At 75.2% G+C, this 23295-nt stretch carries 16 protein-coding genes; 11 read left to right on the forward strand and 5 right to left on the reverse strand.

Annotation, left to right across the window (positions count from 1 at the left end; genetic code table 11):
• The first annotated feature begins 56 nt into the window (after nucleotides 1-56).
• The 5 genes from ACFU5J_RS12380 (at nucleotide 57) to ACFU5J_RS12400 (ending at nucleotide 7701) form a co-directional block, all read left to right on the forward strand.
• Complete coding sequence (locus ACFU5J_RS12380; RefSeq protein WP_430574326.1) at nucleotides 57-1394, forward strand: ABC transporter substrate-binding protein; 1338 nt, start codon at nucleotides 57-59, stop codon at nucleotides 1392-1394.
• Nucleotides 1391-2353, forward strand: a complete 963-nt coding sequence (locus ACFU5J_RS12385; RefSeq protein ID WP_430574327.1) for a carbohydrate ABC transporter permease — start codon at nucleotides 1391-1393, stop codon at nucleotides 2351-2353. The genes ACFU5J_RS12380 and ACFU5J_RS12385 overlap by 4 nt, the downstream gene beginning before the upstream one ends.
• Nucleotides 2350-3267: a carbohydrate ABC transporter permease gene (locus ACFU5J_RS12390; RefSeq protein ID WP_430574328.1), complete on the forward strand. Its 918-nt coding sequence runs from the start codon at nucleotides 2350-2352 to the stop codon at nucleotides 3265-3267. The genes ACFU5J_RS12385 and ACFU5J_RS12390 overlap by 4 nt, the downstream gene beginning before the upstream one ends.
• Nucleotides 3264-6341 (forward strand): glycoside hydrolase family 2 TIM barrel-domain containing protein, encoded by a 3078-nt coding sequence (locus tag ACFU5J_RS12395; protein ID WP_430578893.1) that lies wholly within the window; start codon nucleotides 3264-3266, stop codon nucleotides 6339-6341. The genes ACFU5J_RS12390 and ACFU5J_RS12395 overlap by 4 nt, the downstream gene beginning before the upstream one ends.
• 205 nt (nucleotides 6342-6546) lie before the next feature.
• On the forward strand, nucleotides 6547-7701 hold the full coding sequence (locus ACFU5J_RS12400) for a ThuA domain-containing protein (RefSeq protein ID WP_430578894.1): 1155 nt from the start codon (nucleotides 6547-6549) through the stop codon (nucleotides 7699-7701).
• Nucleotides 7702-7756: 55 nt separating this feature from the next.
• On the opposite strand, the gene ACFU5J_RS12405 is transcribed toward ACFU5J_RS12400, so the two are convergent.
• Complete coding sequence (locus ACFU5J_RS12405; protein WP_430578895.1) at nucleotides 7757-9406, reverse strand: ABC-F family ATP-binding cassette domain-containing protein; 1650 nt, start codon at nucleotides 9404-9406, stop codon at nucleotides 7757-7759.
• Between the two features lie 225 nt (nucleotides 9407-9631).
• Between ACFU5J_RS12405 and ACFU5J_RS12410 the strand changes: the two genes are divergently transcribed.
• Complete coding sequence (locus ACFU5J_RS12410; protein WP_430578896.1) at nucleotides 9632-10690, forward strand: phosphotransferase; 1059 nt, start codon at nucleotides 9632-9634, stop codon at nucleotides 10688-10690.
• Here the strand turns inward: ACFU5J_RS12410 and ACFU5J_RS12415 are convergent.
• From ACFU5J_RS12415 to ACFU5J_RS12425, 3 genes are all read right to left on the reverse strand, one after another.
• Nucleotides 10674-13079 (reverse strand): hypothetical protein, encoded by a 2406-nt coding sequence (locus ACFU5J_RS12415; RefSeq protein ID WP_430578897.1) that lies wholly within the window; start codon nucleotides 13077-13079, stop codon nucleotides 10674-10676. The genes ACFU5J_RS12410 and ACFU5J_RS12415 overlap by 17 nt on opposite strands.
• Nucleotides 13079-15148: a beta-galactosidase gene (locus ACFU5J_RS12420; RefSeq protein WP_430578898.1), complete on the reverse strand. Its 2070-nt coding sequence runs from the start codon at nucleotides 15146-15148 to the stop codon at nucleotides 13079-13081. Before ACFU5J_RS12420 ends, ACFU5J_RS12415 begins: the two co-directional genes overlap by 1 nt.
• 94 nt (nucleotides 15149-15242) lie before the next feature.
• Nucleotides 15243-16262 (reverse strand): LacI family DNA-binding transcriptional regulator, encoded by a 1020-nt coding sequence (locus tag ACFU5J_RS12425; RefSeq protein ID WP_430574345.1) that lies wholly within the window; start codon nucleotides 16260-16262, stop codon nucleotides 15243-15245.
• Between the two features lie 89 nt (nucleotides 16263-16351).
• On the opposite strand from ACFU5J_RS12425, the gene ACFU5J_RS12430 reads away from it, so the two are divergent.
• The 5 genes from ACFU5J_RS12430 (at nucleotide 16352) to ACFU5J_RS12450 (ending at nucleotide 22681) form a co-directional block, all read left to right on the forward strand.
• Nucleotides 16352-16726, forward strand: coding sequence for an L-rhamnose mutarotase (locus tag ACFU5J_RS12430; protein ID WP_430578899.1), 375 nt, complete (start codon nucleotides 16352-16354; stop codon nucleotides 16724-16726).
• Between the two features lie 202 nt (nucleotides 16727-16928).
• Complete coding sequence (gene rhaI / locus ACFU5J_RS12435; protein WP_430578900.1) at nucleotides 16929-18110, forward strand: L-rhamnose isomerase; 1182 nt, start codon at nucleotides 16929-16931, stop codon at nucleotides 18108-18110.
• Nucleotide 18111: 1 nt separating this feature from the next.
• On the forward strand, nucleotides 18112-19092 hold the full coding sequence (locus ACFU5J_RS12440; RefSeq protein ID WP_430578901.1) for an alpha/beta hydrolase: 981 nt from the start codon (nucleotides 18112-18114) through the stop codon (nucleotides 19090-19092).
• A 68-nt stretch (nucleotides 19093-19160) separates the two neighbouring features.
• Nucleotides 19161-21227 carry a bifunctional aldolase/short-chain dehydrogenase gene (locus ACFU5J_RS12445; RefSeq protein WP_430578902.1) on the forward strand — a complete coding sequence of 689 codons (2067 nt, stop codon included), beginning with the start codon at nucleotides 19161-19163 and terminating at the stop codon, nucleotides 21225-21227.
• On the forward strand, nucleotides 21224-22681 hold the full coding sequence (locus tag ACFU5J_RS12450; protein ID WP_430578903.1) for a rhamnulokinase family protein: 1458 nt from the start codon (nucleotides 21224-21226) through the stop codon (nucleotides 22679-22681). Before ACFU5J_RS12445 ends, ACFU5J_RS12450 begins: the two co-directional genes overlap by 4 nt.
• Here the strand turns inward: ACFU5J_RS12450 and ACFU5J_RS12455 are convergent.
• Entirely contained in the window at nucleotides 22666-23235 is a 570-nt protein-coding gene (locus ACFU5J_RS12455) for an ATP-binding protein (RefSeq protein ID WP_430574351.1), read from the reverse strand. The two genes, ACFU5J_RS12450 and ACFU5J_RS12455, sit on opposite strands and share 16 nt — an antisense overlap.
• Nucleotides 23236-23295: the final 60 nt, after the last annotated feature.

Below are 23295 nucleotides of genomic sequence, written 5' to 3' on the forward strand. Positions count from 1 at the left end.
CATGCACGCCTGAGGCACCTGCCCCGGGCGACGACGTCACGACGAAGTGGGGACGGATGCGAGAGGTCACGAGACGGGAGCTCCTCGGACTGGGGCTCGCCGGGGGAGCGGCGGCGGCGCTCGCCGGGTGCGCGACGCCGGGCACGACGTCGGTCAACGCCCAGCCGGTGGTGCCGGCGGCGGCCGGGGAGAAGGTCACGCTGACGTACTGGGCGTGGCTCAAGGACCTGCAGAAGGTCGCGGACGTCTGGAACGCCCAGCATCCCGACGTCCAGGTCGAGGTGTCCTGGATCCAGGGCGGCAACGGCGGCGGGTACCAGAAGATGTACTCCGCGCTCGCCGCGGGCGGCGGCCCGGACCTGGCGCAGGTGGAGATGCGCACCGTGCCGGAGTTCATGCTGGTCAACGGGCTCGTCGACCTGGAGCGGTACGGCATCTCCGAGCACGCGGACAAGTTCGACGAGACCCTGTGGAGCCAGGTGAGCTTCGCCGGCGGCGTCTACGGCGTCCCGCAGGACTCGGGCCCGGTCGGCATGTACTACCGCCCCGACCTGTTCGAGAAGGTGGGTGCCGACGTCCCGACGACGTGGGCCCAGTGGGCCGAGGTCGCGCCCGCCTTCCGCGAGGCCGGCATCTACATCGACTCCTTCCCGCTCGACGACACGTCGCCGTTCACCGCGCACGCGATGCAGGCGGGGGCCACCTGGCTGCGCAGCGAGGACGACGGCTGGGTCATCGACATGGCGAGCGAGACCACGCTCGAGGTCGCGCGGTTCTTCGACCGGGCCATCGACGACGACCTGGTCACGACGTCGGCCAACCCCTACAGCCCCGGCTGGTACGCCGCGGCGGCGCACGACCAGATCGCCTCCCTGGTGAGCGCGAGCTGGGGCGACGCCCTCCTGCAGAGCGTCAGCGGGGCCGACGGCAAGTGGCGCGTGGCGCCCGCCCCGCGCTGGGACCACGGGTTCGGGTCGTCCTTCATCGGAGGCTCGACGTCGGCGGTGCTGGCGAACAGCAAGCACCCGAAGGAGGCCATGGAGTTCGCCGTCTGGCTGAACACGAGCCCGGAGGGCATCGACGCGATGATCAAGAACTCCGGGATCGGGTGGTCGCCGGCCCGCGACTACATCGGCGCCGCGCGCGAGGAGCCGAGCGAGTTCTTCGGCGGCCAGCGGTACAACACGGAGGTGTTCCAGCCGGCCAGCCGCGACCAGAACCCCGACTGGCAGTGGTGGCCCATCACGCAGCAGACGTTCAACATCCTCGGCGACGGGTTCCGGGGCAAGGCGTCGGGCGGCTCGCTCGTCGACGCCGTCGTGGAGGCGGAGCAGCGGACCATCGAGGTGTTCCGCCAGAAGGGCCTGACGATCCGGAAGGCGGAGGACCGATGACCACCCAGACCACGCAGTCCACCACGCCCACCACGGGGGCGCCGGGCGCCGGGACGGGGACGAAGGCCAGGCGCGGCACGGCCGTGGGGCGGGCGCCCTGGATCCTGGTGTCGCCGTTCCTCGTGCTCTTCGTGCTGACGTTCGTGCTGCCGATCCTCGTGGCGATCGGGCAGAGCTTCACCTCCGTCACCCGCGCCGGGCTGTTCGGCGAGCAGGGCGTCACCACGAAGTTCGCCTGGTTCGAGAACTACCGGATCGCGCTGGAGGACGGGAACTTCATCGCCTCGATCTGGCGGATGCTGCTGTTCGGCGTCGTGCAGGTGCCGGTGATGATCGTCGCCGCGACGGTGCTGGCGCTGCTCCTGGAGTCGGCGTCGGCGCGCTGGCCCGGCTTCTTCCGCGCCACCTACTTCATGCCGTACGGCATCCCGGGCGTCATCGCGACCATCCTCTGGTCGTTCCTGTACGTGCCGGGCCTGAGCCCGATCATCGACCTGTCCGAGACGCTGTTCGGGTTCACGCCCGACTTCCTCGGCGCGGGCACGGTGCTGTGGTCGATCGCGAACATCGTCACCTGGACGTACGCGGGCTACAACATGCTGATCATCGTGGCGCAGCTCAAGGCCATCCCGCCCGAGATGTACGAGGCGGCGCGCGTCGACGGGGCGGGCCCGTGGCGCACGGCCTGGAGCATCCAGCTCCCGCTGATCCGGCCGGCGCTGGTGCTCACTACCGTCTTCTCCATCATCGGCACGCTGCAGCTCTTCGCCGAGCCGCAGCTGCTCAAGACGGTCTCGCCGGCGATCGACTCGCAGTACACGCCGAACCTGTCGGCCTACACGACCGCGTTCGCCTACAACGACTACAACGTCGCGGCCGCCCAGTCGGTGCTCATCGCGCTCGTCGCGTTCGCGCTGTCGTTCCTCTTCCTCCGGCTGACGAACAGGAGCTCGCGATGACCGCCACCGTCTCCACGCCGCCCGTCGGCACCCGCGCCGCGGCGCGCGCCGAGGCCGCCTCGGGCCGCGGCGGTCGCCGCCCGGCCACGCGGATCCTCGTCACCGGCATCCTCGTCGTCGTCGCGATCTACTTCCTCGTGCCCGTGTACTGGGTGGTGGTCGCCGCGACGAAGACGACGGACGACCTGTTCGCCACCAACGGGTTCTGGTTCGGGAGCTCGTTCGCGCTGTTCGACAACCTCGGCGCCGTCCTGACCTACGACGGCGGCGTCTTCGTGCGCTGGTTCGCCAACTCCGTGCTCTACGCCGGCGTGGGCGGCGTCGTCGCCACCTACCTGGCGGCGGCGGGCGGCTACGCGCTGGCCAAGTACCGGTTCCGGGGCCGCAACCTCATCTTCGGGCTGGTGCTCGGCGGCGTGCTCGTGCCCGGCACGGCCACCGCGCTGCCGCTGTTCCTGCTGTTCAGCCAGCTCGGCCTCGCGAACAGCTACTGGAGCGTGCTGATCCCGTCGCTGGTGTCGCCGTTCGGCTTCTTCCTGTGCCGCATCTACGCCGACGCGACCGTGGACTCCTCGCTCGTCGAGGCGGCCCGCATCGACGGCGCGGGGGAGCTGCGGATCTTCCACACCATCGGGCTGCGGATCATGACGCCCGCGCTGGTCACCGTGTTCCTGTTCCAGCTCGTCGGCATCTGGAACAACTACTTCCTGCCGCTCGTGATGCTGAGCGACCAGAAGCTGTACCCGATCACCCTCGGGCTCAACAACTGGCGCAGCCAGACCGACCGGCTGCCCGAGTTCTACGAGCTCACCACCGGGGGCGTGCTGCTCTCGGTGATCCCCCTCGCCATCGCCATGATCGCCCTGCAGCGGTTCTGGCGCGGCGGACTGACGGAAGGTGCTGTCAAGGCATGACCCTGCTCTCCCCGCTGCCGCACGAGTCCACCGTCCCCGCGTCGGGCCGCGTCGACCCGCCCCGCGCCGCGCCCGCCGGCGACGCGCCCCGCCGGTCCCTCGACGGGACCTGGGCCTTCCGCTTGCTGCCCGGGGTGCCCGGCGCCCCCGGGGCGTACGGCGTCCTGCCCGACGGCGAGGCGCCCGCAGACTTCGCCCGGCCCGGCTACGCGCCCTCGCCGGGCGCGGGCTGGGGCGAGATCCCCGTGCCCGCGCACTGGGTGCTCGAGGGGGACGGCGCCCACGGGCTCCCGATCTACACGAACGTGCAGTTCCCCTTCCCGGTGGACCCGCCGCACGTGCCCGACGAGAACCCGACGGGCGACTACCTCCGCGAGGTGGACGTGCCGGCCTCGTGGACCTCCGACGGGCGCGTGCTGCTGCGGTTCGACGGCGTGGAGTCGTTCTTCACCGTCTGGGTGAACGGGCACCAGGTGGGCTCGGCCTCCGGGAGCCGGCTGGCGCACGAGCTCGACGTCACCGACGCCGTGGTGCCGGGCACCAACACGGTCGCGGTCCGGGTGGTGCAGTGGTCGGCCGCGAGCTACCTCGAGGACCAGGACCAGTGGTGGCTGCCCGGCATCTTCCGCGAGGTCACCCTGCTGCACCGGCCGGTCGGGGCGCTCGACGACGTGTGGCTCGACGCCGACCTCGACCCGGCCACCGGCGAGGGCACGCTCGTGCCCGAGGTGCGCGCCGACGTCGCGGCCTACCCGGTGCGGCTGCGCGTGCCCGAGCTCGGCGTCGACGTCGCGTGGGCGGCGCCCGAGGACGTCGCGCCCGTCGCGGTCGGCGCCGTCGAGCCGTGGTCGGCCGAGGTGCCGCGCCGGTACGAGGCCACCGTCGCCGGTGCGGGGGAGACGGTCACGCTGCAGGTCGGCTTCCGGCGCGTCGAGATCGTCGGAGACCGGCTGCTCGTCAACGGGCGGCGGGTCACGTTCTCCGGGATGAACCGGCACGAGACCCACCCCGACCGGGGTCGGGTCTTCGACGAGGAGCACGCCCGGGCCGACCTGGTGCGGATGAAGCAGCACAACGTCAACGCGATCCGCACCAGCCACTACCCGCCCCACCCGCGCGTGCTCGACCTCGCCGACGAGCTGGGCCTGTGGGTGATCCTCGAGACCGACCTCGAGACGCACGGCTTCGAGGCCGGCGGCTGGGTGGGCAACCCCAGCGACGACCCGGCCTGGCGCGAGGCGTACCTCGACCGGGTGCGCCGCACCGTGGAGCGCGACAAGAACCACCCGAGCGTCGTGCTCTGGTCGCTCGGCAACGAGTCGGGCACCGGCAGCAACCTCGCGGCGATGGCCGAGTGGGTGCACCACCGCGACCCGTCGCGGCCCGTGCACTACGAGGGCGACTACGCGGGCGAGTACACCGACGTCTACTCGCGGATGTACTCGACCGTGCCCGAGACGGCGTCGATCGGCAGCGACGACGACCTCTCGCCGGTGCTCGGCTGCAGCGTCGCCGACTCCGCCCGGCAGCGGTCCAAGCCGTTCCTGCTGTGCGAGTACGCGCACGCCATGGGCAACGGCCCCGGCGCGCTCGACCAGTACCGCGAGCTCGTCGACACCCACCCGCGGCTGCACGGCGGGTTCGTCTGGGAGTGGCGCGACCACGGCCTGCGCACCACCACGGCCGACGGCGTCGAGTACTTCGCGTACGGCGGCGACTTCGGCGAGGTCGTGCACGACGGCAACTTCGTCATGGACGGCATGGTGCTGTCCGACGACACCCCCAGCCCCGGGCTGACGGAGTTCGCGCACGTGGAGCGGCCGGTCGTCGTGCGGCCGTCCGGCGGCCCGGCGTCGGGGGACGTCGAGGTCTGGAACCGCCGCCACACCGCGGGCACCGGTGACCTCGCGCTGCGGTGGCGGGTCGAGCACGACGGTGCCGTCGTGGCCTCGGGCGAGGCCGCCGCGGTCGGCCCCGACGGGGAGGCCGTCGCCGCGGGGGAGCGGGCCGTCGTCGGGCTGCTCGACGCCGCCGCGCTGCCCGTGGCCGGGCCCGGCGCCGAGGCGTTCCTCACCGTGGAGCTCGCGCTGCGCGAGGACGCGTCGTGGGCGGACGCCGGGCACGTCGTCGCGCGCGACCAGTGGCCCCTGCCGACGCGGGCCGCGGCCCGCGCGGCGCGCCGGGCGGGCGTGGCGCTCGCGGACGCGCCGGTCGCCTTCCGCGGGCCCGAGCTGGTCGGGCTCGCCGGGGCGGACGTGTCCGCGCCGCGGGTCGAGCTGTGGCGCGCGCCCACCGACAACGACCGCGGCGCGGCGATGAGCAGCTACGACGAGACCGACCCGACGGCCCGCCCGTGGCGCGGCACGCCGGCGCCCCCGGTGGCCGACCGGTGGCGCCGCCAGGGCCTGGACCGGCTGGTGCACCGCACGGTCGCCGTCGAGGAGTCGGCCGACCGGCTGCGGGTGCTGCGGCGGGTGTCCGCGGCGCAGAGCCGGCGGACCGTCGACGTCGAGGAGACGTGGACCGCCGAGCGCTCCGCCGACGGCGCGGTCGAGGCCGTGCTGCGCGTCGTCCTCACGCCCGACGACCGGTGGGACGACGTGTGGCCGCGCGTCGGCGTCCACCTGGCCCTGCCGACCGACGTCGACGGCGCGGAGTGGTTCGGCCTCGGGCCGCACGACTCGTACCCGGACGTGCGCGGGTCGGTCGTCGTGGGGCGGCACCGCGCCGGCCTCGACGGCCTGCGGGTGCCGTACGCGCGGCCGCAGGAGTCGGGCCACCGCTCCGAGGTGCGCGACCTGGTGCTGGCTCGCGACGGGCGCCCGTGGGTGCGGATGACCGCCGCGCGCGACGCCCGCGGCCGCCTGCCCGGCTTCACCCTGGCCCGGCACTCCGCGCACGAGCTCGCCGCGGCGGGCCACCCGCACGAGCTCCCGACGCCCGCGCAGCACCACCTCTACGTGGACGCCGCCCAGCACGGCCTGGGCTCGCGCGCCTGCGGTCCGGACGTGTGGCCGACGGCGATGCTCCGCCCGCAGGCCCGCACCCTCGAGCTGCGCTGGCGAGCCCTCTGACGTCGTGGCGCGGGCCCGGCGCCGTCCGTCCCCCGGACGGCGCCGGGCCCGCGCTCCCGGTCATGCCGGCGTACCGGTCGCGCGTGGCCACTTCCGACGTCCCTCGATGGACTAGTGATCACTCGTCGGCCGACTTTTGTCGACGATCGACGCTTCTCGCGCTACCGTGGACGCGCCACGTCAGCTGCATGCGCAAAGGAGCGTCATGAGCATCCGTTCGAAGGCACCTCTCACCCGCCGCGTCGGGGCGATCGCCACCACCGCGGCCCTCGGCATCAGCCTGGCCGCGGCGGCGCCCGCCGTCGCTGCCGACGACGACGACACGATCCTCGTCGTCGGCAAGACCCTCGGCTTCCGCCACTCCCACATCGACGACACCACGCGCGCGCTCATCGACCTCGGGGCGGAGCACGACTTCACCGTCGACGTCTGGGACCCGCCCAACGACTCGGCCGGCTGGTGGGGCGCGGGCTCGCCCGGCCAGCCCGGCCTGACGATGGGCTCCACGCCGTTCACCAGCCCGGAGAACCTGGCGAAGTACGCCTCGATCGTCTTCGTCTCGCCGGTGGACAACACCAACAGCCTCGACCCCGCGCAGCCCCGACTCCTCGACGACGGCGAGCTCGCCGCCCTGCAGGGCTACGTGCACGACGGGGGCGGGGTCGTCGGCATCCACGCCGCCACCGACACCATGCACACCTCCGGCTGGTTCACCCAGCTCATGGGCGGCGGCGCGCGGTTCCAGAACCACCCCGCGCAGCAGACCGCCACGATGCGGGTGGAGAACGCCGCCCACCCGTCCATGGCGGGGGTGCCGCTCGACTGGTCGCGCTTCGACGAGTGGTACAACTACACGCTCGACCCGCGCGGCGACGTGCAGGTGCTGCAGACGCTCGACGAGTCCACGTACTCCGGCGGCACCATGGGCTCCGACCACCCGATCGCGTGGTGCCAGAACTTCGAGGGCGGCCGCTCGTGGCACCAGGGCGCCGGCCACGTCGACGCGGCGTGGACCGACGACACCTTCCTCACGATGGTGCTGCGGGGCATCGAGTGGACCTCCGGCCGGGTCAGCGGCGGAGGGGACTGCGTGACGTTCGGCGAGGTCGACGCCCTCGTGTCCGCCCTGCCCACGGACAGGCCGCGGGACGCCGTCGCCGTGGCGCAGCTGACGGCCCGCCTCGACGCGGCGGAGGCGGCCGCGGACGCCGGCGAGCGGGACGTGGCGCTGCGGCGCCTGCGCACCGCCGAGAAGCTCGCCTCGGCGCTCGTCGCCGACCGCGACGCCGCCGGCGTGCTCGCCGGCAAGATCGCCGACCTGTCCGCCTGGCAGCGGGGGATCGTCGCGGCGGGACGCTGACCCGACGGGAGCGCGGGGCCACGCCGTCACGGCGTGGCCCCGCGCCCGTGCACGGTCAGGTGGTCTCCTGGACCACCCTGCCGCCGTCGAGCACCAGCCGTCGGCCGCGGAAGCGCTCGCGCACGGTGCGGTCGTGGGAGACGAGCACGAGCGTGCCGGCGAACGCGGCGAACGCGGACTCCAGCTCCTCGACGAGCGCGGGCGCGAGGTGGTTGGTGGGCTCGTCCACGAGGAGGACGTCGGTGGTGGTCGTGACCACCCGGGCGAGCTCGAGCCGCGACCGCTGCCCCTGGGACAGCTCGGCGATCCGGCGGGGCAGGTCGTCGGGCCGGAAGAGGCCCGTGGCGAGGAGCGCCTCGGCGTGCTCGTCCAGGTCGCCGGGACGCCCGGCGGCGAAGCCGTGCAGCACCGTGCGCGGGTCGTGCGCGGCGAACGTCCCCGCCTGCCGCAGGTGCCCGACCTCGCCGACGACGCGCGCCGTGCCCTCGTCGGTCGCCAGCTCGCCCGCGAGCACCGCCAGCAGGGTGCTCTTGCCCGCGCCGTTGGCGCCGGTGACCAGCACGTGCTCGCCGCGGACCACGACGAGGCGGGGCACGGCGAGGCGCCCGCGGACGACGACGTCGGTGAGGTCGACCGCCGGGGAGCCCGCGGCGTCGTCGGCGACCGCGGCGGTGGCGACGTCGGTCCGGAACTCCGCGCGGTCCGCGGGCCGCTCGGCGGGGTCCTCGGTGAGGCGGCGCACCCGCTCCTTGGCGTTGCGGACGCGGCCGGTGGCGCCGTGCGTGCGCGCCCGGGACCGGAACGCGCCCGACCCGAACGAGGCCATCGGCAGCTTGCGCGGGATCTGCTCCATCGCCTCGACGTTCCGGTCGGCGATCCCCTGCTGCCGGTCGAGGTCCGCGCGCCACCGCTCCCAGGCGAGGCGCGCCTGCTCGCGCTCGGCCTCCTTCGCCGCGAGGTAGCCCGCCCAGCCGGTGCCGTACCGGCGCGCCCGGCCCCCCTCGACCTCGACGAGCGTCGTGGTGAGGTCGGCGAGGAACGCGCGGTCGTGGGTGACGGCGACGACCGTCCCGTCGTGCCCCCGCAGCCGCTGGGTGAGCCAGTCGAGTGCGTCGTCGTCCAGGTCGTTGGTGGGCTCGTCGAGCAGCAGCAGCTCCGGGTCGGCGGCGAGGGTCGCCGCCAGGGCGAGGCGGGAGCGCTCGCCGCCCGAGAGCGTGGCGAGGGGCCGGGCGCGGTCGAGGCCCGGCAGCCCGAGCCGGTGCAGGGCCACGTCCACCCGGCGGTCCGCGCCCCCGGCGTCGCGGGCGTCGAAGCGGGCCGTGAGCGCGCCGTACCGCGCGATCGCGGCGTCGAGCGCGGCCCCGTCGAGGGTGCCGAGCGCGGCCTCCGTCCGCGCGACCTCGGCCTCGAGGGCACGCACGTCGGCGAGGACGTGGTCGATCGCCGCGGCGACCGTGCTCGCGGGCGGCAGGTCCAGGGCCTGCGGCAGGTAGCCGGTGCCGCCCGGCGCGCGCACGGTGCGCGAGCCGTTCTGCGGCTCCAGCGCGCCGGCGACGACGGCGAGCAGCGTGCTCTTGCCGGAGCCGTTGTCGCCGACCACGCCCACGCGCTCGCCCGGGGAGACGGTCAGGGAGAGGCGGTCGAGCACCACGCGGTCGGCGTAGCGCAGGGTGACGTCGGTGAGGGTGAGCTGTGACGGGTCCAAGGCGAGGACTCCTTCCGTCGCCGGTGGCGGCGACCGTGGAGGACGGCGGGCGCGCGGGCGCCGGCGCGGAGCGGTCCTTCCTGACCTGCTCGACGCGTCGGCGCGGGGGTGCTCACAGGGTTCCCATCGCCGTGCACCCTACGGATCCGCCGGCCGGGGCGCGAGGCCATTTCCGCCGCGCGGGGGCCGGCCGGTGCGGCCCGCCGCCCGGCTAGGGTCGGCGGGGTGTCCCCCGACCCGCAGCGTCCCTCCCTCTCGGCGGCTCTCGCCCGCCTCGACGACACCGACGTGCTCGCCCTGGTCGCCGGGGCCGAGCCGCTGTCCGTCGGGATCGGCGGGTCGACGTCGCGGACCCGGGTGCTCGGCACCGAGGTCTTCGTCAAGCGGCTGCCGCTCACGCGGATCGAGGAGCAGGCGCCCCGCAGCACGGCGAACGTCTTCGACCTCCCGCCGGCGTGCCACTACGGCATCGGGAGCCCGGGTTTCGGGGCCGGGCGCGAGATCGCGGCGCACGAGCTGACGACGGGCTGGGTGGCCTCCGGCGCGACGGACGCCTTCCCGCTGCTCCATCACTGGCGCGTCCTCGACCAGCCCTGCCACGCGGACGTCTCCGAGGTCGACGGCGAGGAGGCGCGGCGCCGCTGGGGCACGGCCTGGCCGCGCGTCCGCCGGCGGGTCGAGCTGCTGGCCTCCGCCCGCCGCAGCGTCGTGCTGTTCCTCGAGCACGTGCCGGACACGCTCGGCTCGTGGCTGCGGGGGGAGCTGGCGCGCGGCGCGGGGGCGGCCGCGATCTCGTCCGCGGCACGACAGCTCGTCGCCCTCGCGGACTGGACGGGCGCGCACGGCCTGCTGCACCTGGACGTGCACCCGGGCAACGTCCTCGTGCGGGACGGCCGCCTGCTCCTCACGGACTTCGGCCTCTCGATGCACCGCGACTTCCTGCTCGACCCGCACGAGCGCGAGTTCTTCTCCGCCCACGGGGGCTACGACCGCGACTCGGGTCTCGCGAGCCTGCTGCACTGGGTGCTGGCGGAGGCGGGCGTCGGCCCGCGCGCCCGCCGCCTCGCCGTGCTGGAGGCCGCCGCCCAGGACCCGCGGGCCGACGAGCTCCGGCCGCTCCGGGACCGGTGGGGGGACCGGTGGGGCGACGGCGCTCGGGTGGTGGCGGAGCACGCCGCCGTGGGAGCCGCCATGACGACGCTGATCGACCGGCTCTCCGCCGACGCCTCGGCCACGACCTACGCCGCGACCGTGCGCCCCGGCCCGGTCACCAGGACACGGTGACCGGCCCGATCAGCCCGGACGGGCGGCGGTCGCCCTCGTAGTAGTTGGCGGCGCTGTTGCTCACCAGCACCTCCAGCGCGCGACGCCCGGGCCGCAGGACGCCGGGGGCGAGGTCGAGCACGTGCGGCGCGGTGAGCGCGTGGCCCACGACCTCGCCGTCCACGCGGACCGTGGCCGCGTCGCCGACGACGCCGAGGTCCAGCCGCGCGGCGCCCGCGCCCGGCGGCACGTCCACCTCGGCGACGTACCGCACCGACCCGGAGAGCCGGCGCAGGCCGGGCTCGCGGGCCCAGTCGCCGAGGCCGAGCTCGTGCGCGGCGTCGTCCGGGGTGCCGGGGGCGTCGTCGTGGGTCGAGGCCGCGTCGCCCACGACCCGCGCCACGGTGCCGCGCCAGCCCGACACGTCGACGCGGTGCGCGGGCGCCGGGGCGGCGGGCTGCACCGGGTGGCCGTCGGCGGCGACGAGCGCGAGGGTGCGCCGGCGGCCCAGCGCGACGAGCACCCGGCCGTCCCCGTCCCGCTCGACCGCGCGCCGGGCGTCGGTGAACGGGTCCCACCAGCACGCGTCGTCGGGCACGGCCGGCAGGCGCAGCGCGGTGCGGACCTCGTCCTCGCCCTCGTGGAAGAGGACGTACCCGGCCCCGCCGGACAGGACCACGACGCGCAGGTCCGGCGCCGGGGGCTCGGCGTCCACCACCGGGGCCCCGGCCGCGCGCAGTCGGTCCTTGAGCGCCGCGACGTCGGGCACGCCGCCGTCGGGGTCGAGCAGCACCGGGCGCCCGCCGAGCCCCGCGCCGGCGCGGTCCACGTACCCGAAGTCGACCTGCGCCTCCAGCAGCGCGCGCACCACCGGGCCCGACGGCGCGGCGTCGGGGCGGCTCAGCACCCCGACCGGCCACACCGGCGGGTGCGCGGCGAGCAGCTCCGCCACCCGCCGGACGTACCCGACGAACGGCGGCAGGTGCGGCCACCACGAGTTCCACCGGCCGAGGTCCGGCTCGCTCTCGAACGCCCGGCCGCCGCGCACCGAGGCGAAGAACGCGTGCAGCACGGGCGTCGTCACGCCGCGGCTCAGGTACCAGTCGAGCAGCCAGCGCGCCTCGTCGAGGCCGAGCCGCCAGCCGTACGCGCCCAGCACCTCCGTGACCGACGGCGCGCCGCCGCGGGCCCGGGCGGCGCTCGCGGCCACCTTCGGGGCCGTGCTCTCCGGGCCCTCGAGGCCGCTGCCGTCGTCCGGCAGCACCCAGCGCCACACGGTGTCCTGCCCCGGCCAGTGCATGCGGGTCGCCGTGGCCAGGTCGTCCGGCTCGGCCGGGTGCCCCGTCAGCGCGACGCCGTGGGCCGCGCACCAGGCGGCCTGGGCGTCGTAGTAGACGCGGTGCAGCCGCGCGCGGACGGCGTCGTCGTAGGCGCGCACGAAGCCCGTGGCGCCCGGGTCGGTGCCGCCGGGGCGGGTGCCGTCGCCCGCGTCCCAGAGGGCGGGCAGGCGGCGCAGCACCTCCGCGACGTCGACCCCGAGCGACGCCGCGACCTCGGCCTCCAGCCCCGGCGTGTACGGGCGCGCGTGCGGCCGGTGCCCCCGGCCCAGCAGGAACGGCTCGTCGGTGAACATCGCGACGACGGTCGTGCCCAGGTGGTCGCCCAGCGCCGCCGCGTACGCGTCGTGCGTGATCTCCAGGAACGCCGCCACGGCGGCCGGGTCCAGCAGGTCCGCGGCGGCGGGCGCCAGGGCGGAGCCGTCGTCCTGCTCCGCGTGCGCGCCGCGGATCGTGCCGCCGCTCGCCGCGTCGAACACCGCCGTGACCGTCCAGGCGCCCGGCGGCAGGTCCAGGAGCACCAGCCCCGGCGCGCGCACCGGGAGCAGGACGGCGGTGTCGTCCCCGTCCCCGTCCACGCCCCCGTCCACGTCCACGTCCCCGTCCATGTCGCCGGCCGCGGCGCGCCGCGCGACCACGGCGAGCAGCCGCGCGTCCAGGTCCCGGCCCAGCGCGGGGCGCCAGTACCCCGCGACGTCGTGCCGGGGGCCGGGGCCGTCGCCCGGCACGACGACGTCGCGCGGCACCGGCACCAGGCAGCGCGCGGCGAACGCCGGGTCGCGCGCCACCACGGCTCCGTTCGCCGACCCGGACGGGTAGGACGCCTCGTCGTAGAGCATCACCGCCAGGCCGAGCCGGGCGCACTCGTCCACCGCGACCCGCACGAGCCGCAGGAACTCGGGGGTCAGGTACCCCACGCGCCGGCTCAGCCCGACGCGCGCGCTGAGCGTCACCCCGACGAACCCGGCCCCGGCGATCTCCCGGAGCTGCGCGAGCACGGCGTCGTCGTCCAGGTCGTCGTTCCAGAAGACGAAGGCGAACGGCCCCACCGGGCCGCGGGGGACGTCGGGCATCAACCGACCCGCACGACGCGCACCGCGCCCGCGGGCACGGCGAGCACGCCGTCGACGGCGTCGCCCGTGAGCAGCTCGGTGCCCGTCACCGGCGTCCCGTCCGTGCCCAGCGCCGCGTCCGCGGCGGTGTGGTTGATCGCGAACAGCCACGACGTCGCGCCGTCCTGCGACCACCGCCGCACGACCTCCACGCCGGCCGGCACCGGGACGTCGGCCGCCACGCCCGCCTCGGCGACGAGCTGCTCGGCCAGGGCGCCGAGCCCCGCCTCGTCCAGCCGCGTCGCGACGTACCAGGCGCGGCCGGACCCGACCTCGCGCCGCGTGACCGCGGGCCGCCCGGCGAGGGCGCCGTCGGCGTAGGCCGCGACGACCTCGGTGCCGTCCGCGGCGCGCGACTTCTCGGTCCACAGGTCGGCGACGGCGTCGCCGCCCACGGCCTTGCCCGTGACGCGGACGGTCTCGCCCTCCTGCAGCGGCCAGAACTCCTCGGTGCGCACGCCGAGCAGGTCGCGGAACGCGCCGGGGTAGCCGCCGAGCCGCACGTGGTCGCGGGGGTCGACGACGCCGGAGAAGTAGGTGACCACCACGGTCGCGCCCCGCTCGGCGGCGGCCGCGACGCGCGCCGCGTCCGCGTCGGAGACGACGTACGTGGTGGGCAGGACGACGAGGTCGTAGCCGTCGAGGTCGGCGCCCGCGGGCACGAGGTCGGTCGTGACGCCGAGCCGCCACAGCGCCCGGTACCAGGCCTGCACCTGGTCCATGTAGCGCAGGTGCTGCGAGGGGTGGGAGTCGAGCTCGGAGCCCCACCACGAGGGCCAGTCCACGACCAGCGCCGCACGGGAGCGCACGCGCGACCCGCGCACCTCGCCGAGCGCGCGCAGGGCGCGGCCGAGGGTGACGACGTCGCGCCAGACGTCGGAGTCGCGGCCGGCGTGCGGCACCATCGCGGAGTGGAACTTCTCGGCGCCGGCCTTCGACTGGCGCCACTGGAAGAACATCACCGCGTCGGAGCCGCGGGCCACGTGCTGCAGGGAGTTGCGCAGCATCTCGCCCGGCACCTTAGGGGTGTTGCGCGGCTGCCAGTTCACCGCGGACGTCGAGTGCTCCATGAGGATCCACGGCTCACCGCCCGCGACGCCGCGCGTGAGGTCGGCGGAGAACGCGAGGTCCACGTGGCGCTCGGGGTCCGCGGCCATCGTGTAGTGGTCGTTCGCGACGACGTCCAGCTCGGGCGCCCACGAGAAGTAGTCCATGCCCTTGGAGTGCGCGGTGGCCATGAGGTTGGTCGTCACGGGCACGCGCGGGGTGATCTCGCGCAGCGTGTCGCGCAGGTCGAGGTAGTAGTCGAGCAGCGCGTCGGAGGAGAACCGGTCGAAGTCCAGCTGCTGCGTGGGGTTGGCGAACGTGGGCGCCGACAGCGGCGGCAGCACGTCGTCGAACGACCCGTAGCGCTGCGACCAGAACGCCGTGCCCCACGCCTCGTTGAGGGCGTCGACGCTGCCGTACCGGTCGGCCAGCCACCGCCGGAAGTCGGCCGCGGCGGCGTCCGAGAAGTCGCGCGGCACGTGGCAGCCGATCTCGTTGTCCACGTGCCACAGCGCGAGGGCGGGGTGGTCGCGGTAGCGCTCGGCGATGCGGGTGGTCATGCGCAGCGCGTAGTCACGGTGCACGGGGTGCGTGACGGCGTACGACTGGCGGCCGCCCTGGTGCAGCACCGTGCCGTCGGCCAGGCGGGGGAGGATCTCGGGGTGCTTGCGGGTGAGCCACGGCGGGGGCGACGCGGTGGCGGTGGCGAGCGCGACGCGGATGCCGGCGGAGTGCAGGCGGTCCATGGTCTCGTCGAGCCAGGTCCAGTCCAGCTCGCCCTCGCGCGGCTCGATCGTGGCCCAGGAGAAGATCGCCACGCTCAGGACGTTGACGCCGGCCTCGCGCATCAGCTCGAGGTCCTCGAGGCGCACGTCCTGCGGCCACTGCTCGGGGTTGTAGTCGCCGCCGAACCCGAGGCCGACGAGGTCGGCGTTCCAGGCGCGGGGGGTCGGGGTGGACTCCGGTGTCGTGCGTCGTCGCATGGCCCGAGTCTGTCATGTATCGATTCAAGCGGGAAGCGCTTGCCCGCGGTCGGCCGACGACCGTGCCACGCGACGGACGCGCGTGCGGGGTCGGTCAGCCGACGCCGGTGGTCGACTCGCGGACGACCAGCTCGGGCTGGAACGTCACCTGCTCCACGGTGTCCTCCGGGTCGAGGAGGAGGTCTGCCGCGCGGTGGCCGAGCTGGTGCGTGGGCTGGCGCACCGACGTCAGCGGCGTGGCCAGCTCGCCGGCGAAGGCGACGTCGTCGTAGCCGACCACGGCCATGCCCGACGGCACGGGCACCCCGGCGGCGCGCAGCGTGCGCAGGGCGCCCAGCGCCGTGAGGTCGTTGACGCACATCGTGGCCGTGGGGCGGTCCGCGAGGCCGAGCACCTGCTCCGTGCCGGCCTGGCCGCCGTCGGCGTTGAGGGTCGCGACGGTGATCTCGACGAGCGCCTCGCCGGGGTCGAGGCCCAGCTCGACGAGCGCGTCGCGCAGGCCCTCGCTGCGGTCGGCGCACTGGCGGATCGTGTGCGGGCCGTTGAGGAAGGCGATGCGCTCGTGGCCCAGCTCGACGAGGTGGCGTGCGGCGGCCCCGGCGCCCGCCTTGTCGTCGACGGCCACCGACGACAGCGTCCCGACGGGCGACGGCCGGTCGAGCAGCACCACGCGCAGCCCGCGGCCGCGGAGCGTCTCGAGGTGCTCGACGTCGTCCGTGGCGGGCACCACCATGACGCCCTGCACGCCGTGCTCCTCGAACAGGCGCAGGTAGCGGGCCTCGCGCTCCGGGTTCTCGTCGGAGCTGGCGAGCATGAGGGTGTAGTCCGCCTCCTCCAGCCGGTCCTCGATGCCGCGGGCGACGTCGGTGAAGAACGGGTTGGAGACGTCGAGCACGATGGCGCCCGCCGTCGTGAGCGTGCCGGCGCGGAGCTGGCGGGCGGAGCCGTTGGGCACGAAGGCCAGGTCGTCGATCGCGGCGAGGACGCGCTCGCGGGTGGTGGGGGACACGCGGTCCGGGCGGTTGAGCACGTTGGAGACGGTGCCGACCGACACCTTGGCCTGGCGCGCGACGTCGCTGATCGACGCGCGGCGGCGGGGGGCGGTCGTCGTCATGTGTGCTCCTCGTGGTTCGGGCGCCTCGTCACGCCTGGGCTCCAGCGTAGAGGTACCTGTGCGTGGTCCGGTGTTGCTAGGTTCATCGTATGAACCGTTTCACAGACGACGGTGCGACGACGCACGTCTGCTTCGTGTCCCGGGTGCGGCGCGACCGGCTGGACGAGTACAGGGCGGCCCATGCCGCCGTCTGGCCCGAGATGCTCGAGGCCCTCGCCGAGACCGGCTGGCGCGACTACCGCCTGTTCCTCGGCGCCGACGGGCTGCTGGTCGGCGTGCTGCGCACGGACGACTACGAGCGCGCGCAGCGGGACATGGCCGCCCGCGAGGTGAACGAGCGCTGGCAGGCCGCGATGCAGGGGTTGTTCGAGCCCTCCGAGGGCCGGCCCGACGAGGGCTTCGTCCAGCTCGAGGAGGTGTTCCACCTGGAGGCGCAGCTCGACGCCGCGCGCCGCGCCGGCTGACCCGTGCGGCGGTCAGGACCGGCGCCGCGTCGACCCGCCGCCGGCCCTGACGGGTCGCGCGGGCGGTCGCGGGGCCGATGACCGATCCTGAGCGGGCGGTTGACGCCGCCGGGGCACCCGCCTAGGGTATGAAACGATTCAAAGCGCGGCCGCACGACGGGCGCCACAGCACCGCGTGACGGAGCGCGGACGAGGAGGAGACATGACGGCGACGACGCCCGTGCTCGACGCACGGCTGCGCAAGGCCCTCGGCGAGCAGACCATCGAGCTGCCCTCGTGGGCGTTCGGGAACTCGGGCACCCGGTTCAAGGTCTTCGGCTCGCCGGGGACCCCGCGGGACCCGTACGAGAAGATCGCCGACGCCGCGCAGGTGCACGCCTACACCGGCATCGCGCCGCGGGTCTCCCTGCACGTCCCGTGGGACCTGGTCGACGACTTCGCCGACCTGGCCCGGCACGCCAAGGAGCACGGCGTGACCATCGGGATGATCAACTCGAACCTGTTCCAGGACGACGACTACAAGCTCGGCTCGCTCACCCACGCCGACCCGGCGGTGCGGCGCAAGGCCGTGGCCCACCACGTGCAGTGCATCGACGTCATGCGTGCCACGGGGTCCCAGGAGCTGAAGATCTGGCTGCCGGACGGCACCAACTACCCGGGGCAGGACTCCATCCGCGCCCGCCAGGACCGGCTCGCCGAGTCGCTGGCGGCGATCTACGCGGAGCTCGACGACGACCACCGCATGGTGCTCGAGTACAAGTTCTTCGAGCCGGCGTTCTACCACACGGACGTGCCGGACTGGGGCACGTCCCTGCTGCACTGCATCGCCCTCGGCGAGAAGGCGAAGGTCGTGCTCGACACGGGCCACCACGCGCCCGGCACCAACATCGAGTTCATCGTGGCGCAGCTGCTGCGTCAGGGCCGGCTCGGCGCCTTCGACTTCAACTCGCGCTTCTACGCGGACGACGACCTCATGGCCGGCGCCGCGGACCCGTTCCAGCTGTTCCGGATCATGCACGAGATCGTGGAGGCCGACGCGCTGCGCCCGGAGTCGGGGGTGAACTTCATGCTCGACCAGTGCCACAACGTCGAGGACAAGGTCCCCGGCCAGATCCGCTCCGTCATGAACGTCCAGGAGGCCACGGCCAAGGCGCTGCTCGTCGACGCCGAGGCCCTCGACGCCGCGCAGCGGTCGGGCGACGTGCTCGGCGCGAACGGCGTGCTCATGGACGCGTACAACACGGACGTCCGCGGCCTGCTCGCCGACCTGCGCACGGAGCAGGGCCTCGACCCCGAGCCCATGCGGGCGTTCGCGGCCTCCGGCTACCTGGCGAAGATCGCCGCCGAGCGCGTGGGCGGCACGCAGGCCGGCTGGGGCGCCTGAGATGACGACGACGGCGACCGGCGCCACCGCCGGCACCCCCCGGGCGGGCGCCGGCCCGGACGCCGTGACGGTCTCCGACCGCGTGCTCGACGGGCCGCACGGCGACCTGCGCGTCCGCGTCTACGTCCCGGCCGGGGCGCCGGTGGCGGGCCTGGTGTGGGCGCACGGCGGCGCGTTCGTGCACGGCGACCTGGAGATGCCCGAGGCCGACGGCGTGGCGCGCGGCCTGGCCGCGGCGGGCGTCGCCGTCGTGAGCGTCGAGTACCGCCTCGTCCCGGCGATCGACTACCGCGCCTCCGAGGCGGAGCCCGGCGCGGGCGGCGTGCGGTTCCCGGTGCCGTCCGAGGAGGTGGCGTTCGCGTTCGCGTGGGCGTCGGCCACCTCGACCGGCCCGGTGGCCGCGAGCCTCGGCGTCCCCGCCGGCCGCTGGTCCCTCGGCGGGGCGAGCGCGGGCGGCGACCTCGCCGCCGGGGCGGCGCTGCGCCTGCGCGACGGCGAGGTCCCCGGCGTCCCCGGCGTCCCCGGCGTCGACGCCGGCGCGCCCCGCAGCGTCGTGCTCGCCTACCCGGTGACGCACCAGGAGCTGCCGGTGCCGAGCGCCGAGCTCGCCGCGAAGATCGCCGCCCTGCCGCCGGAGAAGGACTTCCCGCCGGCGGCGGTGCGCGCGATGAACGCGAACTACCTCGGCCACGACGGCCCGGCGACCTCGCCCTACGCGTTCCCCGGCGGTCACGACCTGCGCGGCCTGCCGCCCACGCTGATCGTCAACTCCGACCACGACGCGCTGCGTTCCGGCGGCGAGGCCTACGCCGCCGAGCTCGCCGCCGCGGGGGTGGACGTCATGGTCGACCGCGAGGACGGCACGACGCACGGGCACCTCAACCAGCCCGACCACCCCGGCTGCGCGCGCACCCTCGCGCGGTTCGCCGCCTGGTTGACCGGCGACGCGCTGGTCGGCACCGCGCACGAGCCGCCGCGCTGACCCGTCGCCCTCCCCGCACCCGCACCCACTCACGTCCGTCGGCCGACGGACCGATCCCCGGAGCACCGATGACGAACGAGACCACGAACCCGACCGTGGAGGCCCTCGTGGCGCGGTCGAACCGCCTGGGCGCCGACCCGAGGAACACCAACTACGCCGGCGGCAACACGTCCGCCAAGGGGACCGCGCAGGACCCGGTGACCGGCCAGGACGTCGAGCTGCTGTGGGTCAAGGGCTCCGGCGGCGACCTCGGCACCCTCACCGCGCCCGGCCTCGCCGTCCTGCGCCTCGACCGCCTGCGCGCGCTGGTCGACGTCTACCCGGGGGTGGACCGCGAGGACGAGATGGTGGCCGCGTTCGACTACTGCCTGCACGGCAAGGGCGGCGCCGCGCCCAGCATCGACACGGCCATGCACGGCCTCGTCGACGCCGCGCACGTCGACCACCTGCACCCGGACGCGGGCATCGCGATCGCCACCGCGGCCGACGGCCCGGAGCTCACGCAGAAGGTCTTCGGCGGCAAGGTCCTGTGGGTGCCGTGGCGCCGGCCCGGCTTCCAGCTCGGGCTCGACATCGCGGAGCTCAAGGCCGCGCACCCGGACGCGATCGGCACCGTGCTCGGCGGGCACGGCATCACCGCGTGGGGCGACACGGCCGAGGAGGCCGAGGCGAGCTCGCTGTGGATCATCGAGACCGCGGCCGCGTACATCGCCGAGCACGGGAGCCCGGAGCCGTTCGGCCCCGCGCTCGACGGGTACGCCGCCCTGCCCGAGGACGAGCGCCGGGCCAAGGCAGCCGCGCTCGCCCCGCACCTGCGTGCCGTCGCGTCGCACGACCGGCCGCAGGTGGGCCACTTCACCGACGCCGACGTCGTCCTCGACTTCCTGGCGCACGCCGAGCACCCGCGCCTCGCCGCCCTCGGCACGAGCTGCCCCGACCACTTCCTGCGCACCAAGGTGAAGCCGCTGGTCGTGGACCTGCCCGCCACCGCGACGGTCGCGGAGGTCGTCGAGCGGCTGCCCGAGCTGCACGAGGCGTACCGCGCCGACTACACGGCCTACTACGAGCGCGGCGCCGCCGAGGCCCGCGCCCGCGGCGAGGAGCCGCCCGCCATGCGCGGCGCGGACCCGGCGATCGTGCTCGTGCCGGGCGTCGGCATGTTCTCCTACGGCGCGGACAAGCAGACCGCGCGCGTCGCGGGGGAGTTCTACGTCAACGCCGTCAACGTGATGCGCGGCGCCGAGGCGCTGTCCACGTACGCCCCCATCGACGAGTCGGAGAAGTTCCGCATCGAGTACTGGGCGCTCGAGGAGGCGAAGCTGCAGCGCAAGCCGAGGCCGAAGCCGCTCGCGACCCGGATCGCGTTCGTCACCGGCGCGGCGTCGGGCATCGGCAAGGCCATCGCGACCCGCCTCGCGGCGGAGGGCGCCTGCGTCGTCGTCGCCGACCTCGACCTGGCGAAGGCGCAGGCCGCGGCCGCCGAGATCGGCTCGACCGACGTCGCCGTGGGGCTGGCGGCGAACGTCGCGGACGAGGCCGCCGTGCAGGCCGCGCTCGCCGAGGCCGTCCTCGCCTTCGGCGGCGTGGACATCGTCGTGAACAACGCGGGGCTGTCGCTGAGCAAGTCGCTCTTCGACACCACCGAGGCCGACTGGGACCTGCAGCACGACGTCATGGCCAAGGGCTCGTTCCTCGTGGCCAAGAACGCGGCGCGCATCCTCGTGGACCAGAAGCTCGGCGGCGACATCGTCTACATCTCGTCGAAGAACTCCGTGTTCGCGGGACCGAACAACATCGCGTACTCGGCCACCAAGGCCGACCAGGCGCACCAGGTGCGGCTGCTGGCCGCCGAGCTCGGCGAGCACGGCATCAAGGTCAACGGCATCAACCCGGACGGCGTGGTGCGCGGGTCGGGCATCTTCGCCTCGGGCTGGGGCGCCAACCGCGCCAAGACGTACGGCATCGAGGAGCAGGACCTGGGCGCGTTCTACGCCCAGCGCACGCTGCTCAAGCGCGAGGTGCTGCCCGAGCACGTCGCGAACGCCGTCTTCGCGCTGTGCACGCCCGACTTCTCGCACACCACCGGCCTGCACGTGCCCGTCGACGCCGGCGTGGCGCAGGCGTTCCTGCGGTGAGCGGCGCGACCCCGGGCCCGGCGCACGCGGGCGTCCTGGCCGCCGTCGACCTGGGCGCCACCAGCGGCCGCGTCATCCTCGGGCGGTTCGACCCCGCGGTGGGCCCCGGGGGGCTGCGGCTGCAGCACGTGGCCCGGTTCCCCAACGACCCGGTGCGCACCCCCGACGGCCTGCACTGGAACCTGCTGGAGCTCTACCGCCAGGTGCTGGACGGGCTGGCCGCGGCCGAGCGGGAGGCGCCGGGGGAGGTGCTCGGCGTCGCGATCGACTCGTGGGCCGTGGACTATGGCCTGCTGCGCGCCGGGCGGCTGCTCGGCGCGCCGTACCACTACCGCGACGGGCGCACCGCGGCCGGCGTGCAGCGGGTGCACGCCCGGGTCGACGCCGCGGCGCTGTACGCCCGCAACGGCCTACAGCACCTGCCGTTCAACACGGTGTTCCAGCTCGCGACGGAGGGGCCGCTGCTCGACCTCGCCGACCGCGTGCTGCTGGTGCCCGACCTGCTGGCGCACTGGCTCACCGGCGCCGAGGCGGCGGAGCGCACCAACGCCTCCACGACCGGGCTGCTCGACCCGCGCACGGGGGAGTGGGACACGGGCCTCGCCGACCTCGTCGGGATCCCGGCGGGCATCCTGCCGCCCCTCGTCGACCCCGGGGCGTCGCTCGGCGTGCTGCGGCCGGACGTCGCGCAGCACGTGGGCCGGGCCCTGGAGGTCACGGCCGTCGGCTCCCACGACACGGCCTCGGCCGTCGTCGCGGTGCCCGCGACCGAGCGGGACGCCGCGTACGTCTCCTGCGGCACGTGGGGGCTGGTCGGCCTCGAGCTCGACGCCCCCGTGCTCACGGAGGACGCGCGGGTGGCCGGCTTCACCAACGAGGGCGGCGTGGACGGCCGCACCCGCTTCCTGCACAACGTCATGGGGCTGTGGCTGCTGTCCGAGTCGATCCGCACGTGGGAGCGGGAGTCCACGGACGCCCAGCGGTCGAGCACCCTGCAGGAGCTGCTGGCCGAGGCGGCGCGCGTCACCGGCCCGGTGACCGTGTTCGACGTGGACGACCCGCGCTTCCTGCCGCCGGGCGACGTCCCCGGCCGCATCGCGGACTGGTGCCGCGAGCACGGCCGGCCGGTGCCGGCGACCCGCGGGGAGTACGTGCGCAGCATCGTGGAGAGCCTCGCGCAGGCGTTCGCGGACGCCGTCGCGACGGCGGCCCGGCTGGCGGGCCGGCCGGTCGCGGCCATCCACGTGGTGGGGGGCGGCGCGCAGAACACGGTGCTGTGCCAGGCGACGGCCGACCGCTCCGGGCTGCCGGTCGTGGCCGGTCCGGTCGAGGCGACGGCGATCGGGAACCTGCTGGTCCAGGCCCGCGCGCGGGGGCTCGTGGACGGGGACCTGGAGGACCTGCGCGCGATCGTCGCCGCGGCCTTCCCGCCAGAGCGCTACCTGCCGCGGTAGGACGGTGCCGAGGCGGCGGTCGTGAGGCGGTGGCCCGGCGCGTGACCCTGCCCATGGACGTGGACCTGTGCGTGACCGGGGCCGTGGCCGGGAGCGGCGCCCGCCTGCGGCGCGGGGACGGTGAACTGCGCCCACACGTGCTTCTCCCCGCCGGCGCGGTACCAGCCGACGCGGTCCGCGACGGTCGCGGCGAGCCGCAGCCCGTGCCCGCCCTCGCCGGGCTCGCGGCCCTCCGGGACGACCGGGGGCGCCTCGGGGCTGCGGTCGACGACGTCGAGCACGGCGACGTCGCCGTCGCACAGCAGCCGCGCCACGACCGGCGGGCGCGCGTGCTCCAGCGCGTTCGCCACGAGCTCGCTCGCGACCAGCACCATGCGCTGCGTGCCGGACAGCCCACCCGCGGCGGGGGACGGCCCCACGCGGGCGGCGGGACAGTCGCACGGCAGCCGTGTCTCCAGCTCCGAGCGCACGTCCGAGAGCTCGTCGACGGTACGCAGCGTCCACGACCCGACGACGTCGAGCCGCCCGGGAGGCCAGGCCTCGACGGGGGTCACCGACGCACGTCCTCAGCCATGCCGCCTCCTGTGTCGTCCGGGGTGGAAGGTGCCGCGCGG

Source organism: Isoptericola sp. NPDC057559 (genome assembly GCF_042801555.1).
Classification (GTDB): domain Bacteria; phylum Actinomycetota; class Actinomycetes; order Actinomycetales; family Cellulomonadaceae; genus Isoptericola.